This is a genomic window from Pseudomonas frederiksbergensis, from assembly GCF_000802155.2.
Lineage (GTDB): Bacteria > Pseudomonadota > Gammaproteobacteria > Pseudomonadales > Pseudomonadaceae > Aquipseudomonas > Aquipseudomonas frederiksbergensis_A.
Genome location: NZ_JQGJ02000009.1, coordinates 133,685 through 155,093 on the forward strand (window position 1 = coordinate 133,685; position 21,409 = coordinate 155,093).

13 protein-coding genes and 1 pseudogene are annotated in these 21,409 nt (G+C 59.1%); 9 read left to right on the forward strand and 5 right to left on the reverse strand.

Translation table 11 applies throughout. The annotated features are described in order from the left end of the window. The first annotated feature begins 73 nt into the window (after positions 1 to 73). Positions 74 to 778 (forward strand): methyl-accepting chemotaxis protein, encoded by a 705-nt coding sequence (locus tag JZ00_RS32000; protein ID WP_411829963.1) that lies wholly within the window; start codon positions 74 to 76, stop codon positions 776 to 778. Positions 779 to 831: 53 nt separating this feature from the next. Here JZ00_RS32000 and JZ00_RS17935 read toward each other — a convergent pair whose 3' ends face one another. Together JZ00_RS17935 and cra are read right to left on the reverse strand one after the other, a co-directional pair. Further along, entirely contained in the window at positions 832 to 1,608 is a 777-nt protein-coding gene (locus JZ00_RS17935; protein ID WP_039592301.1) for a TatD family hydrolase, read from the reverse strand. A gap of 16 nt (positions 1,609 to 1,624) precedes the next feature. Then, positions 1,625 to 2,620 carry a catabolite repressor/activator gene (gene cra, locus JZ00_RS17940; protein WP_039592300.1) on the reverse strand — a complete coding sequence of 332 codons (996 nt, stop codon included), beginning with the start codon at positions 2,618 to 2,620 and terminating at the stop codon, positions 1,625 to 1,627. A gap of 289 nt (positions 2,621 to 2,909) precedes the next feature. On the opposite strand from cra, the gene ptsP reads away from it, so the two are divergent. The 4 genes from ptsP (at position 2,910) to JZ00_RS17960 (ending at position 10,139) form a co-directional block, all read left to right on the forward strand. Beyond that, complete coding sequence (ptsP, locus tag JZ00_RS17945; RefSeq protein ID WP_039592299.1) at positions 2,910 to 5,774, forward strand: phosphoenolpyruvate--protein phosphotransferase; 2,865 nt, start codon at positions 2,910 to 2,912, stop codon at positions 5,772 to 5,774. Next, a complete protein-coding gene (gene pfkB, locus JZ00_RS17950; protein WP_039592298.1) occupies positions 5,774 to 6,715 on the forward strand; it encodes a 1-phosphofructokinase in 942 nt (313 codons plus the stop codon). Before ptsP ends, pfkB begins: the two co-directional genes overlap by 1 nt. Positions 6,716 to 6,728: 13 nt before the next feature. Further along, positions 6,729 to 8,474: a PTS fructose-like transporter subunit IIB gene (locus tag JZ00_RS17955; RefSeq protein ID WP_039592296.1), complete on the forward strand. Its 1,746-nt coding sequence runs from the start codon at positions 6,729 to 6,731 to the stop codon at positions 8,472 to 8,474. Positions 8,475 to 8,597: 123 nt separating this feature from the next. Then, on the forward strand, positions 8,598 to 10,139 hold the full coding sequence (locus tag JZ00_RS17960) for an alkaline phosphatase D family protein (protein WP_039592295.1): 1,542 nt from the start codon (positions 8,598 to 8,600) through the stop codon (positions 10,137 to 10,139). Between the two features lie 37 nt (positions 10,140 to 10,176). Here the strand turns inward: JZ00_RS17960 and JZ00_RS17965 are convergent, their stop codons facing one another. Then, complete coding sequence (locus tag JZ00_RS17965; protein ID WP_200900491.1) at positions 10,177 to 12,702, reverse strand: PepSY domain-containing protein; 2,526 nt, start codon at positions 12,700 to 12,702, stop codon at positions 10,177 to 10,179. Positions 12,703 to 13,231: 529 nt separating this feature from the next. Between JZ00_RS17965 and JZ00_RS17970 the strand changes: the two genes are divergently transcribed. Further along, entirely contained in the window at positions 13,232 to 15,460 is a 2,229-nt protein-coding gene (locus tag JZ00_RS17970; RefSeq protein WP_039592293.1) for an alpha-xenorhabdolysin family binary toxin subunit A, read from the forward strand. Between the two features lie 87 nt (positions 15,461 to 15,547). Continuing rightward, a complete protein-coding gene (locus JZ00_RS17975; protein WP_039592397.1) occupies positions 15,548 to 16,426 on the forward strand; it encodes a hypothetical protein in 879 nt (292 codons plus the stop codon). 43 nt (positions 16,427 to 16,469) lie between these two features. On the opposite strand, the gene JZ00_RS17980 is transcribed toward JZ00_RS17975, so the two are convergent. Further along, a complete protein-coding gene (locus tag JZ00_RS17980) occupies positions 16,470 to 17,633 on the reverse strand; it encodes a type III PLP-dependent enzyme (protein ID WP_039592292.1) in 1,164 nt (387 codons plus the stop codon). A gap of 419 nt (positions 17,634 to 18,052) precedes the next feature. Beyond that, positions 18,053 to 18,187: pseudogene (locus JZ00_RS30920) on the reverse strand (glycine/betaine ABC transporter ATP-binding protein); the annotation flags it as partial. A gap of 798 nt (positions 18,188 to 18,985) precedes the next feature. Between JZ00_RS30920 and JZ00_RS17985 the strand changes: the two are divergent. Together JZ00_RS17985 and JZ00_RS17990 are read left to right on the forward strand one after the other, a co-directional pair. Next, positions 18,986 to 20,404, forward strand: coding sequence for a DUF2599 domain-containing protein (locus JZ00_RS17985; RefSeq protein ID WP_235433101.1), 1,419 nt, complete (start codon positions 18,986 to 18,988; stop codon positions 20,402 to 20,404). 46 nt (positions 20,405 to 20,450) lie between these two features. Further along, on the forward strand, positions 20,451 to 21,374 hold the full coding sequence (locus JZ00_RS17990) for a hypothetical protein (RefSeq protein WP_152668448.1): 924 nt from the start codon (positions 20,451 to 20,453) through the stop codon (positions 21,372 to 21,374). Positions 21,375 to 21,409 lie beyond the last annotated feature (35 nt).

Here is a 21,409-nt window from a genome sequence, read left to right on the forward strand (position 1 = left end):
ATCGGCCCAGAGCAATCAGGCCGTCGCCGGTCAACGCAGCCAGATCGAATTGGTTGCCACGGCGATGAACCAGATGTCCGCCACAGCCCAGGAAGTCGCCCGCAGCGCGGCGGCGGCGGTCAGCAGCGCCCACAGTGTGAACGACGAAACCCTGAGCGGGCGGGGATTGGTGGAGTCCCAGCAGGGCAGCATTGCGCGGCTCGCCAATGAAATCGACCAGTCAGTGCAAGTGATCAATCAACTGGCGACCGACAGTCAGGCGATCAGCCGCGTGCTGGAGGTGATCAAGAGCATTGCCGAACAAACCAACCTGTTGGCCCTCAACGCCGCCATCGAAGCCGCCCGGGCCGGCGAGCAAGGGCGCGGGTTTGCGGTGGTGGCCGACGAGGTGCGAACCCTGGCCAAGCGGACGCAGCAGTCGACCGAAGAGATCGAAGCCATGATCAGTCGTCTGCATGGCGGGGTCGGTGCCGCCGTCAAGGCGATGGGCACTAGCCATGAGATGGCCAGCGGCACGGTCGGACAGTCGGAGAAGGTGCAGCAGGCCCTGGAAAACATTCTTGGCGCCGTCGGCATGATCGTCGACCAGAACCAGCAGATCGCCGCTGCGGTGGAGCAGCAGACCGCCGTTGCCCATGACATCGACCAGAACATCGTCGAGATCAACCGCGCCGGCGAACGCACCGCCGAAGGCGCCCACCAGACCGAAGACGCCAGCCGAGAACTGTCCGCCCAGGTGACGCAGCTCAAACAGTTGATCAATGCGTTCCGGGTTTAACCGCCAGGGCTCATCACAAAAGCGTGTGGGAGCAAGCCCGCTCCCCCACGAGTTCACCACTGGAACAGTTGGCGGGCGTTTGCCGTGCTGGCCTCGGCCAATCGCTCAGGCGTCACCGTCATGATCCCCGCCAGCGCTTCGCAGATCGCCGGCAAATGGGCCGGGCTGTTGCGTTCGCCAGGAAACATCGCCGGAGCCATGTCTGGTGAGTCGGTCTCCAGCACCACCGCGTCCAACGGCAGTTTCGGCAGCACCCGGTGCATGCGCAGGGCCTGGGGCCAAGTAGCCGCGCCGCCAAGGCCGAGCTTGAAACCGAGCTTGATGTATTCGCGGGCCTCTTCGAAGCTTCCCGCGAAGGCGTGGATGATGCCGGCCCGCGCCGGGCAGATGCGCTTGAGCGTCGCGATCACGGCGGCATGGCTGCGGCGCACATGGATCAGCGCCGGCAGCTCGAACTCCATGGCCAGTTCCAGCTGCGCCTCGAACAGCGTCTGCTGCCGGTCGCGATCCAGGGACTCGATGTAATAGTCCAGGCCGATTTCCCCCACTGCGCACAACTGCCGGTGCCCGGCGAGGCGGTCCAGCCATTCTCGCAACTGCGCGAGATCATGGTTGTGATGCTGATCGAGATACACCGGATGCAGGCCCAGCGCGGCGTACAGGTGAGGGTCGCTTTGGACCAAGTCCCAGACGCGCTGCCAATTGTCGCGATACACGCCCAGCACCACCATTTCCCGAACGCCCAAGGCGCGGCTTTTGGCCAGCAGCGCCGAGCGGTCCGCGTCGAAATCCGGGAAATCCAAGTGAGTATGGGTGTCGATCAACTGCATAACCGGACCCCGAACCTCAGCCTTGGTGAATGCGCTGCTTGAACGTCCGCGCAATCGCCTGGACGCCGGGTTGATAGACATCGTTTTCGATGGCCGTCAGCGCCAGTTCCAACGCTTTGTCGGCGATCAGTTGGTGCTGTTGGGACATGGCATTGACTGGCAGCGGCAGGAAATCCAGCAGTTGCGTGTCGCCAAACGTGCCCAGGCGCAGTGGACGCGCCTTGAGCGGAAAATCATGCAGGGCATCGAACACCCCTTGCAGCAGCACGTATGAGGTGGTGATCAGCGCGTCGGGCAAATGGCCCAGGCGCGCGAGCATTTCGTCCATCAACTGGCGACCGCATTCACGGCTGAACGATTCGCCATGTTCGATCAGGACCTGACCTTCGAAGCCTTCCAGCGCTTCGCGGAAACCCGCGGTCCGCTCCTGGCTGATGCTCAGTTCGGGGCGGGCGCTGATCAGGGCGATCTGCCGAGGGTTCGTCTCCAGGAGGCTGCGGGTCAGTTGCAGGCTGGCCTGGCGGTCATCGCTGATCACCGAGCAGAAATGCGCCGGCTCCATCACCCGGTCGATGGCGATGATCGGGATGCCCTTGGCCTGCAACTGGCGATAACTGTCATCGTCGGCGGGCAGGCAACTGGCGACGATCAGCGCATCGCAGCGCCGGGCACGGAACAGTTGCAGCAGTTGGCGCTCGCTGTCGGGCGCATCATCGGAACTGGCGATCAGCAACTGATAACCTCGGGCCCGGGCACCTTGTTCCAGCAGCTTGGCGATACGCGCGTAGCTGGGGTTCTCCAGGTCGGGCAGGATGAACCCGAGCGTGCGGGTATGCCGGCTGCGCAGTCCGGCAGCCTGGGGATTGGGCGTGAAGCCATGCTCCTCGACCACCGCCCGCACCCGTTCGACGGTCGCGTTGCTGATGCGTTGCTGTTCGGCCTTGCCGTTGATGACGTAGCTGGCGGTGGTCACGGACACACCGGCAAGCTGTGCGATATCACTGAGTTTCAACCCGGTTTTCCTTGTTTTTTCGAGTGTGCCCCGACAATGAAGACTCATCCTACCCGATTCGGATCGATGGTCACCCTCCGGACGCTTTCGACAAGTTGCACTTCAAGGATGAGAGATTATCGAGTAACGTGCCAATCTTTCTAGATTAAACGTTTCAGCAAGCGTATTTTCAGGGCTCTCAGGTTTTTGGTCGGTGCTGCCGCAATCCCGCCGGAAGCCGTTTTGCAACGCTAAGCTGATTCATTCAAAACAATACCTGGCGCCGACCGGACGCCAAAAAGGAGAAAGCATGCTCGAGCTCACTCTAGAGCAGATATCCATGGCCCAGGTGGCTGTGGATAAAGACGCCGCGCTGCAACTGCTCGCTGACAAACTGGTGGCCGATGGCCTGGTAGCCGAGGGCTATCTTGCCGGCTTGCAGGCCCGCGAGGCCCAGGGCTCGACCTTTCTTGGCCAAGGTATCGCCATCCCCCACGGCACCCCGCAGACCCGCGACCTGGTTTACTCCACCGGCGTGCGCTTGCTGCAATTCCCCGAAGGCGTGGATTGGGGCGATGGCCAGATCGTTTACCTGGCGATCGGCATCGCGGCGAAATCCGACGAACACCTGCGTTTGCTGCAACTGCTGACCCGTGCCCTCGGCGAGACCGACCTGGGCCAGGCCCTGCGCCGCGCCGGTTCCGCCGAAGCCCTGTTGAAATTGTTGCAAGGCGCGCCGCAGGAACTGGCGCTGGATGCACAGATGATCGGCCTCGGCGTGTCGGCCGACGACTTCGAAGAGCTGGTTTGGCGCGGCGCTCGGTTGCTGCGCCAGGCCGATTGCGTGAGCAACGGTTTTGCCGGCGTGCTGCAGCAGGTCGATGCGTTGCCCCTCGGCGACGGGCTCTGGTGGCTGCACAGCGAACAGACCGTCAAGCGCCCGGGCCTGGCCTTCGTTACGCCGGACAAACCCATTCGTTACCTCGGCCAACCCTTGAGCGGACTGTTCTGCCTGGCGAGTCTCGGGGAAGCGCACCAAGCCTTGTTGGAAAGACTCTGCGCATTGCTGATCGAAGGTCGCGGCCATGAACTGGGTCGCGCCACCAGCAGCCGCAAGGTCCTGGAAGTGCTGGGCGGCGAGTTGCCTGCCGATTGGCCCAGTGCGCGTATCGGCCTGGCCAACGCCCATGGTTTGCATGCGCGTCCGGCGAAAATCCTCGCACAACTGGCCAAGCGCTTCGAAGGCGAGATCCGCGTGCGCATCGTCGACGGCCAGGACAGCGCCGTGTCGGTGAAGAGCCTGAGCAAGCTGCTGAGCCTGGGCGCCCGTCGCGGTCAGGTCCTGGAGTTCATTGCCGAACCGGGTATTGCCGCCGATGCGTTGCCGGCGTTGCTGGCGGCCGTCGAAGAAGGCCTTGGCGAAGAAGTCGAACCGCTGCCGCCACCGAGCGCGCCACGGGAAACCACCATTGCCGAAGTCGCCACGGTGCTGCTGGCGCCCGAATCCGGCAGCCTGATCCAGGCCGTCGCCGCCGCGCCGGGCATCGCCATCGGCCCGGCGCATATCCAGGTGCAGCAAGACATCGATTATCCGCTGCGTGGCGAGTCCCCGGCGATCGAGCGCGAGCGCCTGCAAAAAGCCCTGGGCCAAGTGCGTCGGGATATCCAGGGGCTGATCGAGCGGGCGAAGGCCAAGGCCATCCGCGAGATCTTCATCACCCACCAGGAGATGCTCGACGACCCGGAACTGACCGACGAAGTCGACACCCGCCTGAAACTCGGCGAGAGCGCGCAAGCGGCGTGGATGGGGGTGATCGAGGCCGCCGCGAAAGAGCAGGAAGCCCTGCAGGATGCGTTGCTTGCCGAACGTGCCGCGGATCTGCGGGACGTCGGTCGTCGAGTGCTGGCGCAGTTGTGCGGCATCGAGACTCCGGCTGAACCGGATCAACCGTACATCCTGGTGATGGACGAAGTCGGCCCGTCCGACGTCGCTCGCCTGGACCCGGCCCGCGTGGCGGGGATTCTTACCGCACGTGGCGGCGCCACCGCCCACAGCGCCATCGTCGCCCGCGCCTTGGGCATTCCGGCCTTGGTGGGCGCGGGTGCTGCGGTGTTGCTGTTGGCGCCGGGCACCTCCTTGCTGCTGGACGGCCAACGCGGTCGCCTGCATGTCGATCCGGACGCCGCGACCCTGCAACGGGCCGCCGAAGAGCGCGATACCCGAGAGCAGCGCCTCAAGGTCGCTGCCGAGCAACGGCACCAACCAGCGCTGACCCGCGACGGTCATGCCGTGGAAGTGTTCGCCAACGTCGGCGAAAGCGCTGGCGTCACCAGCGCGGTGGAGCAGGGCGCCGAAGGCATCGGCCTGCTGCGCACCGAGTTGATCTTCATGGCCCACACCGAGGCTCCGGACGAAGCGACCCAGGAAGCCGAATACCGCAAGGTGCTCGAGGGCCTGGCCGGTCGGCCGCTAGTGGTGCGCACCCTCGATGTGGGCGGTGACAAACCGCTGCCTTACTGGCCGATCGCCAAAGAAGAAAACCCTTTCCTCGGCGTGCGCGGTATCCGCCTGACATTGCAACGTCCGCAGGTCATGGAAGCACAGCTGCGTGCCCTGTTGCGCTCCGCCGACAACCGTCCCCTACGGATCATGTTCCCCATGGTCGGCAGCGTCGACGAGTGGCGCCAGGCCCGGGACATGACCGAACGGCTGCGTCGGGAAATCCCTGTGGCGGACTTGCAGTTGGGCATCATGATCGAAGTGCCGTCCGCCGCGCTGCTGGCCCCGGTGCTCGCCCGGGAAGTCGATTTTTTCAGCGTCGGGACCAACGACCTGACGCAATACACCCTGGCGATCGACCGTGGTCACCCGACCCTGTCGGCCCAGGCCGATGGCTTGCACCCGGCGGTGTTGCAGCTGATCGACATCACCGTGCGCGCCGCCCATGCCCATGGCAAATGGGTCGGTGTGTGTGGCGAGCTGGCGGCCGATCCGCTGGCGGTGCCGGTGCTGGTGGGCCTGGGCGTCGACGAGCTGAGTGTCTCGGCCCGCAGCATTGCCGAGGTCAAGGCGCGGGTCCGCGAATTGAGCCTGGCGCAAGTACAAACCCTGGCCCGAGAGGCTTTGGCCGTGGGCAGCGCCGATGACGTGCGCGCATTAGTGGAGGCGCTGTAATGGCGAAGATTCTTACCCTGACCCTCAACCCGGCGCTCGACCTCACGGTGGAGTTGGCGCGCCTGGAGCCGGGCCAGGTCAACCGCAGCGACGCCATGCACGCCCACGCCGCCGGCAAGGGTGTGAACGTGGCCCAGGTGTTGGCCGACCTCGGCCATACGCTGACGGTCAGCGGTTTCCTGGGAGAAGACAACGCCCAGGTGTTCGAGACATTGTTCGCCCAGCGTGGCTTTGTCGACGCCTTCATCCGTGTTCCTGGCGAAACCCGCAGCAACATCAAGCTGGCCGAGCAGGACGGACGCATCACCGACCTCAACGGCCCCGGCCCGATGGTCGATGAAGCCGCGCAGCAGGCGTTGCTGGCGCGCCTCGAGCAAATTGCTCCTGGCCATGACGCGGTTGTCGTCGCCGGTAGCTTGCCCCGAGGCGTCAGTCCGCAATGGTTGCAGGCGCTGATTACCCGGCTGAAAAAGCTCGGCTTGAACGTCGCCCTCGACACCAGCGGCGAGGCCCTGCGTGTCGCCCTGGCGGCAGGGCCATGGCTGATCAAGCCCAACACCGAGGAATTGGCCGATGCCCTGGGTTGCGATGTGGTCACTGAGCTGGCCCAAGCCCAAGCGGCTCGGCAGCTGCATAGCCAAGGCGTGGAACATGTAGTGATTTCCCACGGGGCCGACGGTGTGAATTGGTTCAGCGTCGGTTCAGCGCTGCATGCCTCGCCACCCAAGGTCACGGTTGCCAGCACCGTCGGCGCTGGTGATTCGCTGCTGGCCGGCATGCTGCACGGATTGCTCGGTGCCCACGCGCCGGAGCAAACCCTGCGCACCGCGACGGCCATTGCTGCCATGGCGGTCACGCAGATCGGTTTTGGTATCCACGACACCGCGTTGCTGGCGTCGCTTGAACAGGGCGTGCGCGTGCGCCCCCTGACAGAACAATAAGAGGGTTCGCAAGATGAAATTAGCCATTGTGACGGCTTGCCCGAACGGCATGGTCACCAGTGTGTTGTGCGCCCGCCTGCTGGATGCGGCGGCCCAGCGCCAAGGTTGGAGCACCAGTGTCGAAGTCCATGACGCGGCTCACCCGGAGCGCCAATTGTCGGCGGCGACACTGGAAGCGGCCGAATGGGTATTGCTGGTTGCCAGCGGCCCGGTGGATCTGTCGCGATTCGTCGGCAAGCGGGTGTTCCGCAGCACCCCGGCCCTGGCCTTGCAAGACGTTGATGCGGTACTGCGCCGTGGCGCCGAGGAGGCCGAGGTACTGGGCGAAGCCGATGTGCTCGCCGAAGAGCCTGCGCCATCGACCGAGCGCGCCCCACGCCTGGTTGCCATCACCGCGTGCCCGACCGGTGTCGCCCACACCTTCATGGCCGCCGAAGCCTTGCAACAGGCAGCGGCGCGCTTGGGCTACGACCTCAAGATCGAAACCCAGGGCTCGGTGGGCGCGCGCAATCCCTTGAGCCCCGAGGCGATTGCCGAGGCCGACGTGGTGCTGCTGGCGACCGATATCGAAGTCGCCACCGAGCGTTTTGCCGGCAAGAAGATCTATCGCTGCGGCACCGGCATTGCGTTGAAGCAGGCCGAAGCCACGCTGAAAAAAGCCTTGGCTGAAGGCCGACAGGAAAGCGCGGCGAGCGGCGCCTCCGGCGGTCCGGCGAAAGCCGAAAAGACCGGCGTCTACAAGCACTTGCTGACGGGTGTTTCCTTCATGCTGCCTATGGTGGTGGCGGGTGGCTTGATGATCGCGTTGTCGTTCGTCTTCGGCATCGAGGCCTTCAAGGAACCTGGCACCCTGGCCGCGGCGCTGATGCAGATTGGCGGCGACACCGCGTTCAAACTGATGGTGCCGCTGCTGGCGGGCTATATCGCCTATTCCATTGCCGACCGACCCGGCCTGGCCCCAGGCATGATCGGCGGGATGCTGGCCAGCACCCTGGGCGCCGGTTTCATCGGTGGGATCATCGCCGGTTTCCTGGCCGGTTACGCGGCCAAGGCGATCAACCGCTACGCACGTTTGCCCCAGAGCCTGGAAGCGCTCAAGCCAATCCTGATCATTCCATTGCTGGCGAGCCTGTTTACCGGCCTGGTGATGATCTACATCGTCGGCAAGCCGGTGGCGGGCATGCTTGAGGGCTTGACGCACTTCCTCGACAGCATGGGCACCACCAACGCGTTGCTGCTGGGCGTGCTGCTGGGGGCGATGATGTGCGTCGACCTCGGTGGGCCGATCAACAAGGCCGCCTACGCGTTTTCCGTGGGACTGCTCGCTTCGCAAAGTTATGCACCCATGGCCGCGACCATGGCCGCAGGCATGGTGCCGCCGATTGGCCTGGGCATCGCCACGTTCATTGCCCGCCGCAAATTCGCCAAGACCGAGCGCGAGGCCGGTAAAGCAGCGCTGGTGCTGGGGCTGTGCTTCATCTCCGAAGGTGCGATTCCGTTCGCCGCCAAGGACCCGCTGCGGGTGATCCCGGCCAGCATCGCCGGCGGCGCGCTGACCGGGGCGCTGTCGATGTACTTCGGCTGCAAACTCATGGCGCCTCACGGCGGGCTGTTCGTGATGCTGATCCCCAACGCCATCAATCACGCGCTGCTGTACCTGTTGGCGATCGTCGCGGGAAGCCTGGTGACGGGCGTGGCGTATGCGCTGCTCAAGCGGCCGGAAGCGGTGGAAATGGCGTTGGAGCCGGCCAAGGCCTGAGCCCACTCCGGTTCCCCTGTGGGAGCCTGCTCCCACAGCTGGTTTTTGGAGCAGGCATAAAATCCCTGTCACACCCACTTCATACAGCCATGCTTAAGTTTTCCCATTTCAAGGGAGAACACCATGAGCGAATTCGATCTGGGCCGTCGCCGTGTCATGCAAGTCGTCGGCGCTGGTTTATTGCTGCCCGGGCTGGCTCCGGCGGTGATCGCTTCGGTCAAAGACCGGCCAGTGCTGACCGAAGGCGTGCAGTCCGGCGACTTGCAGGGCGACCGGGCGATGATCTGGAGTCGCAGCGACCGCCCGGCGCGGATGGTAGTGGAATGGGACACCCGCAGTCAGTTCTCCAATCCCCGGCGCTTTGTCTCGGCGCTGGCCGACAGCCGCAGCGATTTCACCGCCCGGGTCGAACTCACCGGTTTGCCCCGCGACCAGGCGATTTTCTATCGCGTGCATTTCGAAGACGCCCAGAGCGGGGTAGCCAGCGAACCTTGGCTCGGCCATCTGCGCAGCGTCCCGCAGTTCAAGCGCAACATCCGTTTTGTCTGGAGCGGCGATACCGTCGGCCAGGGCTTCGGCATCAACCCGGACATCGGTGGGATGCGCATCTACGAAGCCATGCGCCTGCGCCTGCCGGATTTCTTTATCCACAGCGGCGATACCATCTACGCCGACGGCCCGGTGCCGGCGCAGATTACCACCGAGGGTGGCCGTATCTGGCGCAACCTCACCACCGAAGCCAAGAGCAAGGTCGCCGAGACTTTGGACGAATATCGGGGCAACTACCGCTACAACCTGATGGATGAAAACGTGCGTCGCTTCAACGCCGAAGTGCCGCAGATCTGGCAATGGGACGACCACGAGGTCGTCAACAACTGGTCGCCGGGCAAGCAACTGGACGAGCGCTACCAGACCAAGGATATCCACAGTTTGGTCGGCCGAGCGCGGCAGGCCTGGCTGGAATACGCGCCGATGCGCCTGCAGAAGGCCGATGGTGGCGGACGCATCTACCGTAAGCTTGGCTACGGGCCGATGCTGGATGTGTTCGTGCTGGACATGCGCAGTTACCGCGAAGCCAATGACGCCAACCTCGGCGCGGCGAAACCGTTCCTCGGGCGCGAGCAGTTGAACTGGCTCAAGCGTGAATTGAAGCAGTCCCGGGCGCAGTGGAAAGTCATCGCCGCCGACATGCCCATCGGCTTGGGTGTGCCGGATGGCGAAGTCAGCCCCGGCGTGCCGCGCTGGGAAGCGGTTGCCAACGGTGACCCGGGCGAGGCCCAGGGCCGTGAGTTGGAAATCGCCGAACTGCTCGGCTACCTGCGCAAGCATCAGGTGCGCAACTATGTCTGGCTCACCGCCGATGTGCACTATTGCGCCGCCCATCACTACCATCCCGAACACGCTGCGTTCCAGGATTTCGAACCGTTCTGGGAGTTCGTCGCCGGGCCGCTGAATGCCGGAAGTTTCGGGCCCAATGCCCTGGACAAGACCTTTGGCCCCGAAGTGGTGTTCCAGAAAGCCCCTCCGGCCCAGAACACCTCGCCGTTTGCCGGCTACCAGTTTTTTGGCGAGGTGAACATCGACGGGCAGAGCGGGGAAATGAGCGTGGTGCTGCGGGACCTGGAAGGCGTGGCGGTGTTCGAGAAGAAGCTACAACCGGTTTGATCCCCCTGTGGGAGCGGGATTGATGTTGTGGTCAGGATCAGTACACATCCCGCCGATACCGCCCCTGCTCGATCAACTTCTCCACTTCCTCGCGGCCCAGCACCAGGTTGAGCACGTGATCGACCCCTGACGCCATCCCTTGCAGGCTCCCGCAGACATAGATCACCGCGCCGTCAGCCAGCCATTGCTTGAGCAGTGCCGCCGATTCCAGCAGGCGGTCCTGGACGTAGATTTTCTTTTCCTGATCCCGGGAGAAAGCCAGGTCCAGGCGCTCCAGATCGCCGCAGGTGACCCATTCCTGCAGCTCATCGCGGCAATGGAAATCGTGTTCGCGGTTGCGCTCGCCAAACAGCAGCCAGTTGCGCTGCATGCCCTCGGCGACGCGAGCCTTGAGCAAGCTGCGCAAGCCGGCCAGGCCTGTGCCGTTGCCCAGCAGGATCATCGGCACGCCTTGCGGCGGCAAATGGAAGCTGCTGTTGCGCCGCACCCGCAGACTGATAAGGCTGCCCAGCGGTGCATGTTCGGTCAACCAGCCGGAGCCGATGCCGAGGCTGCCATCGGCGTGACGTTCCTGGCGCACGATCAGCTCCAGCACGCCATCGGCGGGAATCGATGCGATGGAGTATTCACGCATCCCCAGTGGCGCCAATGCTTGCACCAGTGCCTGGGCGTGCAGACCGACCAGGTGGGCGCGATTTTGCGGCAACTGGCGCGTCGCCAGGGCCTGTTCGATTGTCTGCTGCAAGCCATCGACGTGTACCCGAGCGACTCCGGCGATCCCCAGCCCATCGAGGAAGTGTGCAATCGCCCACGGGGCATTGCGCGGCAGGATTTGCACCAGGTCGCCGGCCAGCCAACTGCTCGGCCCCGGAGCGGTGAGGCCCAGCAGATATACGCCAGATCCACTGCTGTCGGGGTTGAGCAGGGTGCGTTGGCTCAATGTCCAGTGCTCGAAGCTCGGCGCCTGCCAGGCGTCCACAGGGGCCTGGCCGGTGAGTTCGGCCAGTTGTTGTTGCCAATGGCGCAAGGCGTAAGGATCGCCGCTGTCCACTTCCACTGGCGCGAACAGCGTCTTGCCGCCGTGCTCCGCCAGCCAGGCATGCAGGCGACGGGCGAAGCCGCAGAAGTTCTCGTACTGGCGGTCGCCCAGGCCCAGCACCGAATACTGCAAGCGTTCCAGGCTCAGGGGCTGGCCCAGCACTTTTCGCTCAAAACCACGGACGCTGTCGGGGCCTTCGCCATCGCCAAACGTGCTGACCACGAACAAGGCGCGGGTCGAGCTGTTCAGATCCTGCTCGCTGACACCGGCCAGTGGCCGGACCTTCACCGGCAATCCGGCAGCCTGGAGTTGGCCGGCGGTCTGCCAGGCCAGTTGCTCGGCGAAACCGCTCTGGCTGGCGAAGCCGATCAGCCACGCCGGGGCATCACCAGGGTTGTCGGCCAGCGCCTGGCGAGCCTGACGGACCTGGCGTTTCTTGCGTCGACGGTCGAGGTACAGCAGCCACCCGGTGATAAAGAACAGCGGCATGGCCAACGCGGCGGCGGTCACCAGGATCCGGCCCACCAGGCCGAAATAACTGCCTACATGCAGTGCGTAAATGCTCGTCAACCATTGCGCCTTGAGGCTCTTATCGCTGTAGCGGCTGTGACGGCTGATGACACCAGTGGCTGGGTCGAGGATGAGTTGGTTCAGCGCCCGGTCATGGGGGGCGTTTTTCAGCAGGTAGAACACCGTTGCCGGTTGTCCCGCTACCGGCGGCATACGCACGTTATAAGCGGACAGGCCAGGACCTGCGGCGCTGTAGATACTGCTCCACATGGCGCGGTAGTCGGCAATCGGCGCCGGGCCGCCGGGTACGGGGCCGCGGTTGCGCACGCGCTCATCCTTGGGTGAATCGGAAAGCAGGCGGGTCACGCCCTTGTTGTACCACTCGTAGGACCAGGTCAGCCCGGTCAGGGCGGCCAGCAGATAGAAGACCAGGCACCAAGTACCAGCGATGGAGTGCAGGTCCCAATTGAAACTACGGCCTTTTTTCGCCCAGTCGAGGGTCAGCCAGGCACGCCAGTTTCTCCATTGGCGCGGCCAGCGCAGGTAAAGCCCGGACAGGCAGAAAAACACCAGGATCAGCGTGCACGCGCCGGTGATCTGCCGGCCCACGTCGTCCAGGGTCAGGACGCGGTGCAGACGCAGCATCAAACCAAAGAAGTCCTGGCCCACCACATCGCCCATGAATTGCGCGTTGTAGGGGTTGAAGTAGCGCATCGGCCCGCGCTTCTCCCCGGGCGGGGCGGTGAAAATCACCCGTGCGGCATTGCCGCTGTCGGTCTCGACCCAGAGCATATTGACGGTCTTGCCGGACGCGGCTTCGATCTGTTCCACCAGTTCGGCAGGCGGCAGGACTCCGGCCGGTTGCTTTTCAACCGTCAGCACCTGCGGGTTCAACGCGCGCAGGATCTCGTCCTGGAACGACACCACCGCACCGGTAATGCCCATCAACGCCAGGACCAGCCCGGCAGTGATGCCGAAAAACCAGTGCAACTGGAACAGGGTTTTCTTCAACACGTCGCTCGCCTTGTTCATTCAAGTTGTCGTTACGGCGTGCATTATGCCGTGTGTTATCGAGAAGCATTCATAAACACGCCAAAAAGCCCCGATCACTTGCATGAGCGGGGCGTTTCTGGCCTGCAGCGCTCCATTGAGGCAAGGCAGCAAGCTTCCTCTCCACGGGCCAGCTGCCTGCTTGAAAATGGAGGTTAGTGCTTGACTCCACTCATTCTGAGATACGGGCCATGGGCCATGCCTATCGGCACCGCCTCTTCTCAGGTGGATGGCTGCAGCATGGCTGCAAGTTCGACTCTTCAGTAAGTTCTGTTGCTCGATAAAGTCACATGACCCAATTTTTATTTGTCATGTGTAAGTGGCTTGGATTGTTACTTGGTATGCTCAGCTGTTTTGTTTGTTAATACTTTGTCCGTTGTCGGGCGTCGCAAAAATATTCTAGAGTCTTTTGGCACGATCAACTAATAGCTGGATAAGTATTTATGGGGGGTCGGCATATTCTTTTTCTAACTCTAAAGACAGGAAGTCTCTGATGGAATTTACGTTGAAAGATGAGGTGGTCAAGGCGGCCGTGGAAGCCCCCATGGTTTTTGTAGCGGCGTCGCTTGGTGAGGATCAACAATATAATAGGGAGCCGGGGATACAGTTGACCAAGGAACAGATTATCAGTCTGAGGAAGTACGAAATACTGGGGTTGTCGCTGCCTACTCGAATAAACGATGTGGTTGCCTATTTGAATTACGGTGCTGGAGATGAGGGATCCCCCGGGCTGACAGCCTTGGATTTTGTGGGGAACTTCGGTACTACATATGACCACGCTAGACGTTGGTCGCCGTTGCGTGAAAAAATTCAGCTGACCGGAACAGATCTGGAACGTTTTGCTAATACTATCATCGTTTATGGTGATGAAATTATTTCGGTTTATGATGATCTTAGGGCTTCCCAGTATTTAGATAAGTACAATATTAATTCGGTCGAAGCTTTTTTGAATCTCAAGGAAATTCTGCCTCAGCTCCCTGATCTGACGGTACCGCCTAGAGATATTCAGGATATAAAGGCATTTCTTGACGTCATAATGACGGGGGTGAAGCTTTCACATGCGAAAGCTGAGGAGGTACGGCGGGAGCTGGATAGTTTTGGGACCGATCTACGAGAAAAAGTGCTGCCAGAAATCAAATTGCGACTGAAATCGGTCAGTGAGAATACCTATGGACGGGATATCCAGGTCCTCCAGGAAGAAATTGACCAGCGTGCCACAGAGATCGATGAGTTAAACAAGCAATACGGCGACATGGTTAAAGAGGCCATCGGCGCCGCAGCCACCCTGAATGTTGGTGGGTTGATCCTGGGTATCTACCAAGGCGTACAGGCAGAGAAACTGCGCAAAAAACGCAATGAACTGAAAGGCCTGCAAGACAGCGCCATTCAACAATTGGGCAGTAAGAATCAAACGCTCAGTTCTTTGAATCGCGTGCGAGGCGATCTTCAAAATCTGACCACTGTCACGATTGAGGCTGAAGTGGCGACGCAGAACCTGATGTTAGTCTGGAATGCACTCAGCCAATTCATAAGCGACTCTCTGTTTTCCCTTGATAGAGTGGAAAATGCAGTATCACTGAGAAGATTTATCGCCCACCTTAAAGCAGTGATTACGCCGTGGAGGCAGAATATAGGTGAGAGTTCCAAGGTCCTGGTCAAGATTTTTGAAGAAGCTCAGCGAGAAATTGACGCAGGTACTTTAATCAACGCAAGGATGGCATATATGTATACATTGTCTGGCGGTTCGGACTATCCATATCTCAACGTTACGGCGCTGCGCGATTATAATTCAAATATTCAGACTTGCCGCACGCAAGTACAACTGCTTGCCCAGCGGTATGATTATATGCCGGACGTGGTGAGCAGGATGACGAGCGTGGCAACGATTACGAATAGTAATACCTTCGGCCTGCGCAACACTGCACAAACGACCATCAATGACCTCAATCGAACAATGACAGCTCTTAAAAGCTATCAGGAGGAGTGGGAAGACATTGTCGATGAGGTTGAAAAAAACGAGTGGCGTCTGGAGATGGAAGTTGACCTTCAACGCGTATTTCGTTCGATAGATCAGCAGGCGTCCGACTTGGAGCAGATTAAGATCAACCTCAGCGCCCACTACGACATGGACATGTCGAAACAACGGTCACTCGCACTGGAGCAGGACCGAACCTTTGCGCAGGGGCAAGAAGATAGAGCCAAAGCCAAGCGCGCCGAGTTGCTCGCCCAGATGGAGTCGCTGTCCGAAGCGATCAACTTGATTGGTAAAAGTGGCGTCGAAAAAATTGGCCAGGAGGCCCAGCTAACGGTGGACAACCTGATGGCGATGGGCATGGCCCCTCCTCAGGTACAGGTCGCATTGTTGGCCCTCGATACCGTGAAAAAACTGATCGCGGGTATTGGCGAAACCTTTTCCTATCTCAATATGGTTGCCGGATACGAAAGGCTTAGCGCGAGGGCCAGTCAACTGCGAACGGAAGCCATGGGTTGGGCTCTGGAGGTTTCAGTCATTCAAGGAAAAATGGAGTTGATTGAAAATCTGGATAATCTAGACAGTTTCCGTTGGAATTACCTTAAGGAGTTTGCCCAAGTGGTTGACGCATACAGGATGTTCGTGGGCGCATTTGTACCCGATAAATCGCAGCCCGTCGAAGTGCGTGCCAGTAATGTGGTTGCTGTTATTCCCGCCATTATTCAATACCTGCACCCCCTTCGCGGCTGATCAAGCGAGTCAAGTCAACATCAGCGAGAATTGACCCCAGACGGAATAACGGTGACGGCCCGAGAGCCGTCACCGTTAGGGCATATCATGAATAAATTTGGCTATGATTTTACTAGCGAACAACGCCGGGTATTGGACCGTTATATAAATTTCCTTTCCACCTTGCACTTGGTCTTTGAGAAGATACCGGTTGTTTTCGAGCGGCGGCGTATGGCTGGCCATCAAGCCACTGCTCTCGTTGCGGATTCAAGGTTGAACAACGCTTACTTCAATGTTCAGTCTCTTTTGACATTGGGGATGCGCGTTAACGAGATCAAGGTGCTCAGCAGCGCTCATGACAAGGAATTAAAACTGTTCAGGCAGGAGGCGTTGGAAATTACGGCGCGGACCTCGCGACGCGAGCCCTTGGCTGAGGTGGATTACAGGCTTTTCAGTTTTTCCCGTTCCGAGCGCTGGACCCTGTCGCCGCCAAAGTGCGTGGAGGATTTGATTCACGAGTTTTACCTTCGTTCTATCTCGATCAGGAGCGCGATCAGGCAAATGGTCTTCAAGCTGTCCGAGGTCAACCAGGAGTCGTTCGGTGTGAACGCGGTATTCAGGAGGGCCATGGATCATCGATCCTGCCAGTGTCACGATCAACCGACGGTGGTGCAGGCATTGTTCCAAGAGGCCAGCATTACACCGCCTTGGGATCTGGACTATCTCTCCAAGGATGCCTCGGGCAGGGCTGCGGAATACAAGGCTGACATCGGCTCCCTGTTCAATGCTTTCAGCAACTTGAATTCCCACTTGGGGCTGGTAGCCCAAACGCTATACCAAGGCGTGGACAATGTGGTGCTGGAACTCCAGCGAGCAAGCTATGCCCAGAGCCTGGGTGAGCTGAACATAAGGTTGAACACAGCCAACAGGACGTTCGAAGAGGGCATGATCTTGCTGGATGATTTCGATAGGTGGCTGCGCACATAAAAAAAGGTCCATGTTTCCATGGACCTTTTATCGATAAGTGGCGTTAAACGTAATACGACTTCAACGGCGGAAAGCCATTGAACTCCACCGCGCTATAACTGGTGGTGTACGCACCGGTCGACAGCCAGTACAGGCGATCACCGATAGCCAGGTTCAGCGGCAAACCGTACTTGTAATTCTCATACATGATGTCGGCGCTGTCGCAGGTCGGGCCGGCGATGACGACTTCTTCCACTTCGCCTTTCTTCTCGGTCCAGATCGGGAACTTGATGGCTTCGTCCATGGTTTCGATCAGGCCGGAGAATTTGCCCACGTCCGTGTACACCCAACGCTCGACGGCAGTACGTGACTTGCGCGCCACCAGTACCACCTCGCTGACCAGGATACCGGCGTTGGCGATCAACGAACGGCCCGGCTCCAGGATGATTTCCGGCAGGTCGTCGCCGAAGTCTTCCTTCAGGAATCGGATGATCTCCTCGGCGTAGGTTTCCAGGCTGTTGGTGCGAGTGATGTAGTTGGCCGGGAAGCCGCCACCCATATTGATCAGCTTCAAGACGATGCCGTCTTCTTCCTTCAAACGCTCGAAGATCACCTTGACCTTGGCGATGGCCGCGTCCCAGACGCTGATGTCGCGCTGTTGCGAGCCAACATGGAACGAGATGCCGTACGGCACCAGACCCAGGTCGCGGGCCAGGATCAGCAGGTCCATCGCCATGTCGGTCTGGCAGCCGAATTTGCGCGACAACGGCCAGTCAGCGGTGGTCGAGCCTTCGGTGAGGATCCGCACATAGACCTTCGAGCCCGGCGCGGCCTTGGCGATGTTGCGCAGGTCGGCCTCGGAGTCGGTGGCGTACAGGCGCACGCCCTTGTCGTAGAAGTAGCGGATGTCCTTGGATTTCTTGATGGTGTTGCCGTAGCTGATCTGCTCCGGGCCGACGCCACGGCTCATGACCTTGTCCAGCTCGTAGATCGAGGCGATGTCGAAGTTCGAACCTTTTTCCTTGAGCAGGTCGATGATTTCCACCGCCGGGTTGGCCTTGACGGCGTAGTAGACCTTGGCGAATTCGAAACCGGCGCGCAGGTCGTCGTAGGCCTGGGCGATCATCGCGGTGTCGATTACCACGAACGGGGTTTCCTGCTTGTCGGCGAACGCTTTCATTTTCTGGAAAGTTTCGCGCGCGAAATAATCTTCGACCTGGATCGACATACTTGGGACTCCTACTGGCAAACATCAGGATCAATGGGTTTGAGGGCAAGCCGCCCCCGCGAACGTCCTCCGTATCCCCACTTTGGTTCGCCTACTTCCCAAGGCATGTCGCCGAAAGCAAAAAGGCCATGGGACGCTTGATTCCCTTGGCCTTGCTGTCTCGTCGTCAGTACTTGAGCCGGATGGATCGTTTCCAGCATGGACGTTCGGCGCGAACTTTAGGGCGTGAGGGGCCTGAGATCAACTAAAAATGTCGCGTTTTTGCACGTCTCCGTCGTGCGGTGCGCGACAGCCCATGATGTAACCGACCGGTGTGACAGGTTGATGTTCCCTCGGATCGGTTTTCGAGCTTGCTCAATATGGCTTTTGCCTTTGTGGCGAGGGATTTATCCCCTCGCCACAAAAGCAGTCGTGCTTGGTCAGACTGAGGCAGTCTCGGCCGGCGAGACAAGGCTGGTCTTGCCCCCGCGCGAACGTCCGGAGCTCAGATACTCGGCAATCGATTGCTGGGTCACTTCGCCGAGGAACACCCGTTCGGCATCCAGCACCGGCATGTTTTAAGCGTGCGCCGGACAGCGATGCGACATTATCCGCTGTAGCCGCCACGCGGTGCATCAGGCCTGATTCGTCGTCACCGATGTGGGTTTTGGAGCGATGTCGCTTTTTTTCATCTTTGTCTCGGTAGCTCGCTCCGATAAGACATAGGGATGTTTGAATGTAATGGCACTTCATTTTTTTAGCTTAAGCTTCAGCACCCGCTCCTCCGTATCGCCATCTTGACTGATTTTTTTGGGGTCGCCGGTGTATTTGCATACATTCTCGCCATTCTCAATGACAAGCTTGCCTTCACTTAGATTGAATTGCGTAAGGTTGTCATCGTGATTCTCTCCGTACCAAATATTTCTTAGCCGCTATGACCACAATGCTGTGCGCCGGGCCTGACTCGTCGTCGGCGTTGATGTGAGCTTGGCGCCGAAATAATACTGGTCACCTTTCTGGGGTTGCTCATCTCAGGGGCGCGTTTGCCATCTTCGTCTTGGTCTAACTGGGCGCATGAGTCAACGGGTTATCGACGATGGTGCCTTGACGCTTCCCTGAGTCCGTTTATTGATAAATTAACGGTTGGTTATGAGGAAAACGTTTAGGTAAGGCCTGTGAACTGTAAGTTCTGACAGTAGGCGCGTCGAAGTAATTATCGAACACTGAAGGCCGGTTTTTTCTAAGTCTAAATGGAACGGGTATTTAGATTGTGCTCAGGTGCGCAGTCTTTCTGAACGGATTTTTAATGCTGGCGGAGTTTAGCGCGAAGAGCGCTAGGAGCGATCATGTGCAAGCGTCGGATCATACAGGTAATGAATACTTCTTTGTTTTTGGGGGTTGTATCAGCTTCCAGCGTGTTACAGGCAGACCCAGGCACCGATACCGCAAAATTGATGGAATACTGGTATCGATTGACTGCACGAGACTGTGGAAGCGGCAGGTTGGCATCTGATTGCTCTGGTTTGATACTTCGAGGAATTGATAGTAAGCGGGCCTTTTTACCGTGGGATAGTAGTCCGTTTTCACATAGCGTTGAAGCAGGTGGGGAGGGCATTGCGGCGGGTGGCACGTCGGTTTCATATTCAAGAAAAGATGTAGAGTTCAACGGGCTAGGCATGCTTAGGTTCAACGGTTTTGCCTTGATGCCAAACGATTTTATCGATGAAAAGAAGCAATTTAAGATTAAAGTGCTGTGCGCCTTTCCTATTGACTCCTGGACGGCTTACCGAACCAATAACGGCTGCGGTGACTATCAGGAGAACGCGAATACACTGGGCGTCGTCGAGGACTATTGCCAGAAACTGAGCATCAGCAATGCCAAGGCGTGGATGGAGCACTATGACCGGCAAACCCGGGATCCTGAAGCGACCAAGGCGCACAGATTTCAATGCGGTTTCGATACCACGAAAGATTACTTCGGCACCTATAACAAGGCCGATGCATTCAACACCTTTGTCGAAGCACGAAAAATTCTTGCCACCGATTCTGATGAGAAGGGCGATGCGATAAATACCCAGTCTGAGCTGCGTATTGAAACCTGGCCGGATAATAAATATTGGAAAAGAGACTGGAGCAGCCAGGAACGGGTGAAGTTTGATGCGTCGGTCGCCAGTGATGGCGACTCAGCGAAGGCCACGTATCTAGAACTTCCCATTGCCGCATTTATTTATGAAAGTGGTGTGGATTATATTGACAGAACTACGACAACGTATACCGCGCGTGATCTCGCTCGAGATGATCAGCACCGTTGGGTGGAGCAAGGTAATACTTGGAGACCCATCGTCAAAATACAATTTCCGAATTCGATCGCTGAAGACGCGAAATTTCTTTACGTTCCCGTCGACCAGCACGTTCAGCCCCCCGTGGATAGTCGTTCCTGCGACAACTACATAGAAAAAATCGAGTGGGATAACAATTATGTAGAACCCGTCCTTGGAAAAATTTCATCACTCAAGATCACGCCTACGGCGTGCGGTAGAAAAGCCGGCGTAGGGAAAACCAACGTCGTTTTGGCCGAGTTGGCGATCAAGGCTGCTGCCCTTGACCCGAATCGCAAGGACTGGAGTTTCGACAACATGGGCAGCAGCATGCGTCGGCAGCTGGCCTGTCATCTTGATTCCCCCGATATCGCCGAGAATAAATCGATGTGGAGCCTTGAGCCCGCGCGTCCCTACGTTGCCCATGACGTGATTATGAAGTTGCCGGGCAATAACCGGTGCAATCCTCATTGAAAGGGTGAGATCAGCCTGTTGGCCTGTCTAGGAACGAGGAGAGAACATGACAAGTTTTATTCGTAAAGAATCAACAAGGATGCTGATACTGCTGGCGAGCTTTTGTCTCTCTCCACTGTCTTTTGGCGAAGCGCTGGTGGTGGATGAGGCCATCCAATCAGGAGAGGCAACGGCGGCTGCCTTGACCCGTAACTACTACGACATGGCAGTTAACTGCGGCTCCCCCACGGCCCCCGCTTTTTTATGCTCAGGTGTCGTGGCACGCACGACCAATGCAGGGACCTTTGATCCTTGGGACCATAGTGAATTTTCCAGGAAAACCGGCGCAGTTTCGTTTTCTTACCTGAGGGCCGACTCCAAGTTTGGTGCTGCGCCTTGGGGCAACAACGAAGCCAGGCATGGCTATATTTTTTATCCTACCCTCCAGGCTCCGCAGGGAAAAATAAGGCCGTCGATTATCTGTTATTTCCCCTACGACGGCGCAACGATCTATCGCAGCAAACCAGGCGCTCGCGGCTGCCGTGACAGCATTACTCAGTTCGTCTATCCCTTGAGTAAACCCTGCAATGAACAGAATATTTTCACGGCCAAGGCCTGGCTGGCCCATTTTCGAAGGGTGAGTTACGGAAATCCCGCCAGTTGCGCATGGATGCTCAACGATGCGTTGGATGAGCAAGCGGTGGCCAACTTCAACGCGGGGCTGCAAGTCAGAAAACTTGTTGAGCTTGAGGTTGGCGGCGCCAGTTTTAACTTCAAAAATCACAACGAACTTCGAATCGAAACCTGGCCGGAAAAGAATCCCATACCGCTGCCTATCCAGGCGTTTTTCTGGATATCCGGCTCAAACGATCTGGCGGCGTCCAAAATCGACCAAAAAAATATCATGAGCGCACCAATGGCCTTTTTGTCCCCATCGTTCGTGTCACATTGCCCCCCAATCCACAGAGCCACTTCAGTTTCCAATATGTGAGTGCGGACCAGGCAATCCCTGCGGTTGTCCCGACA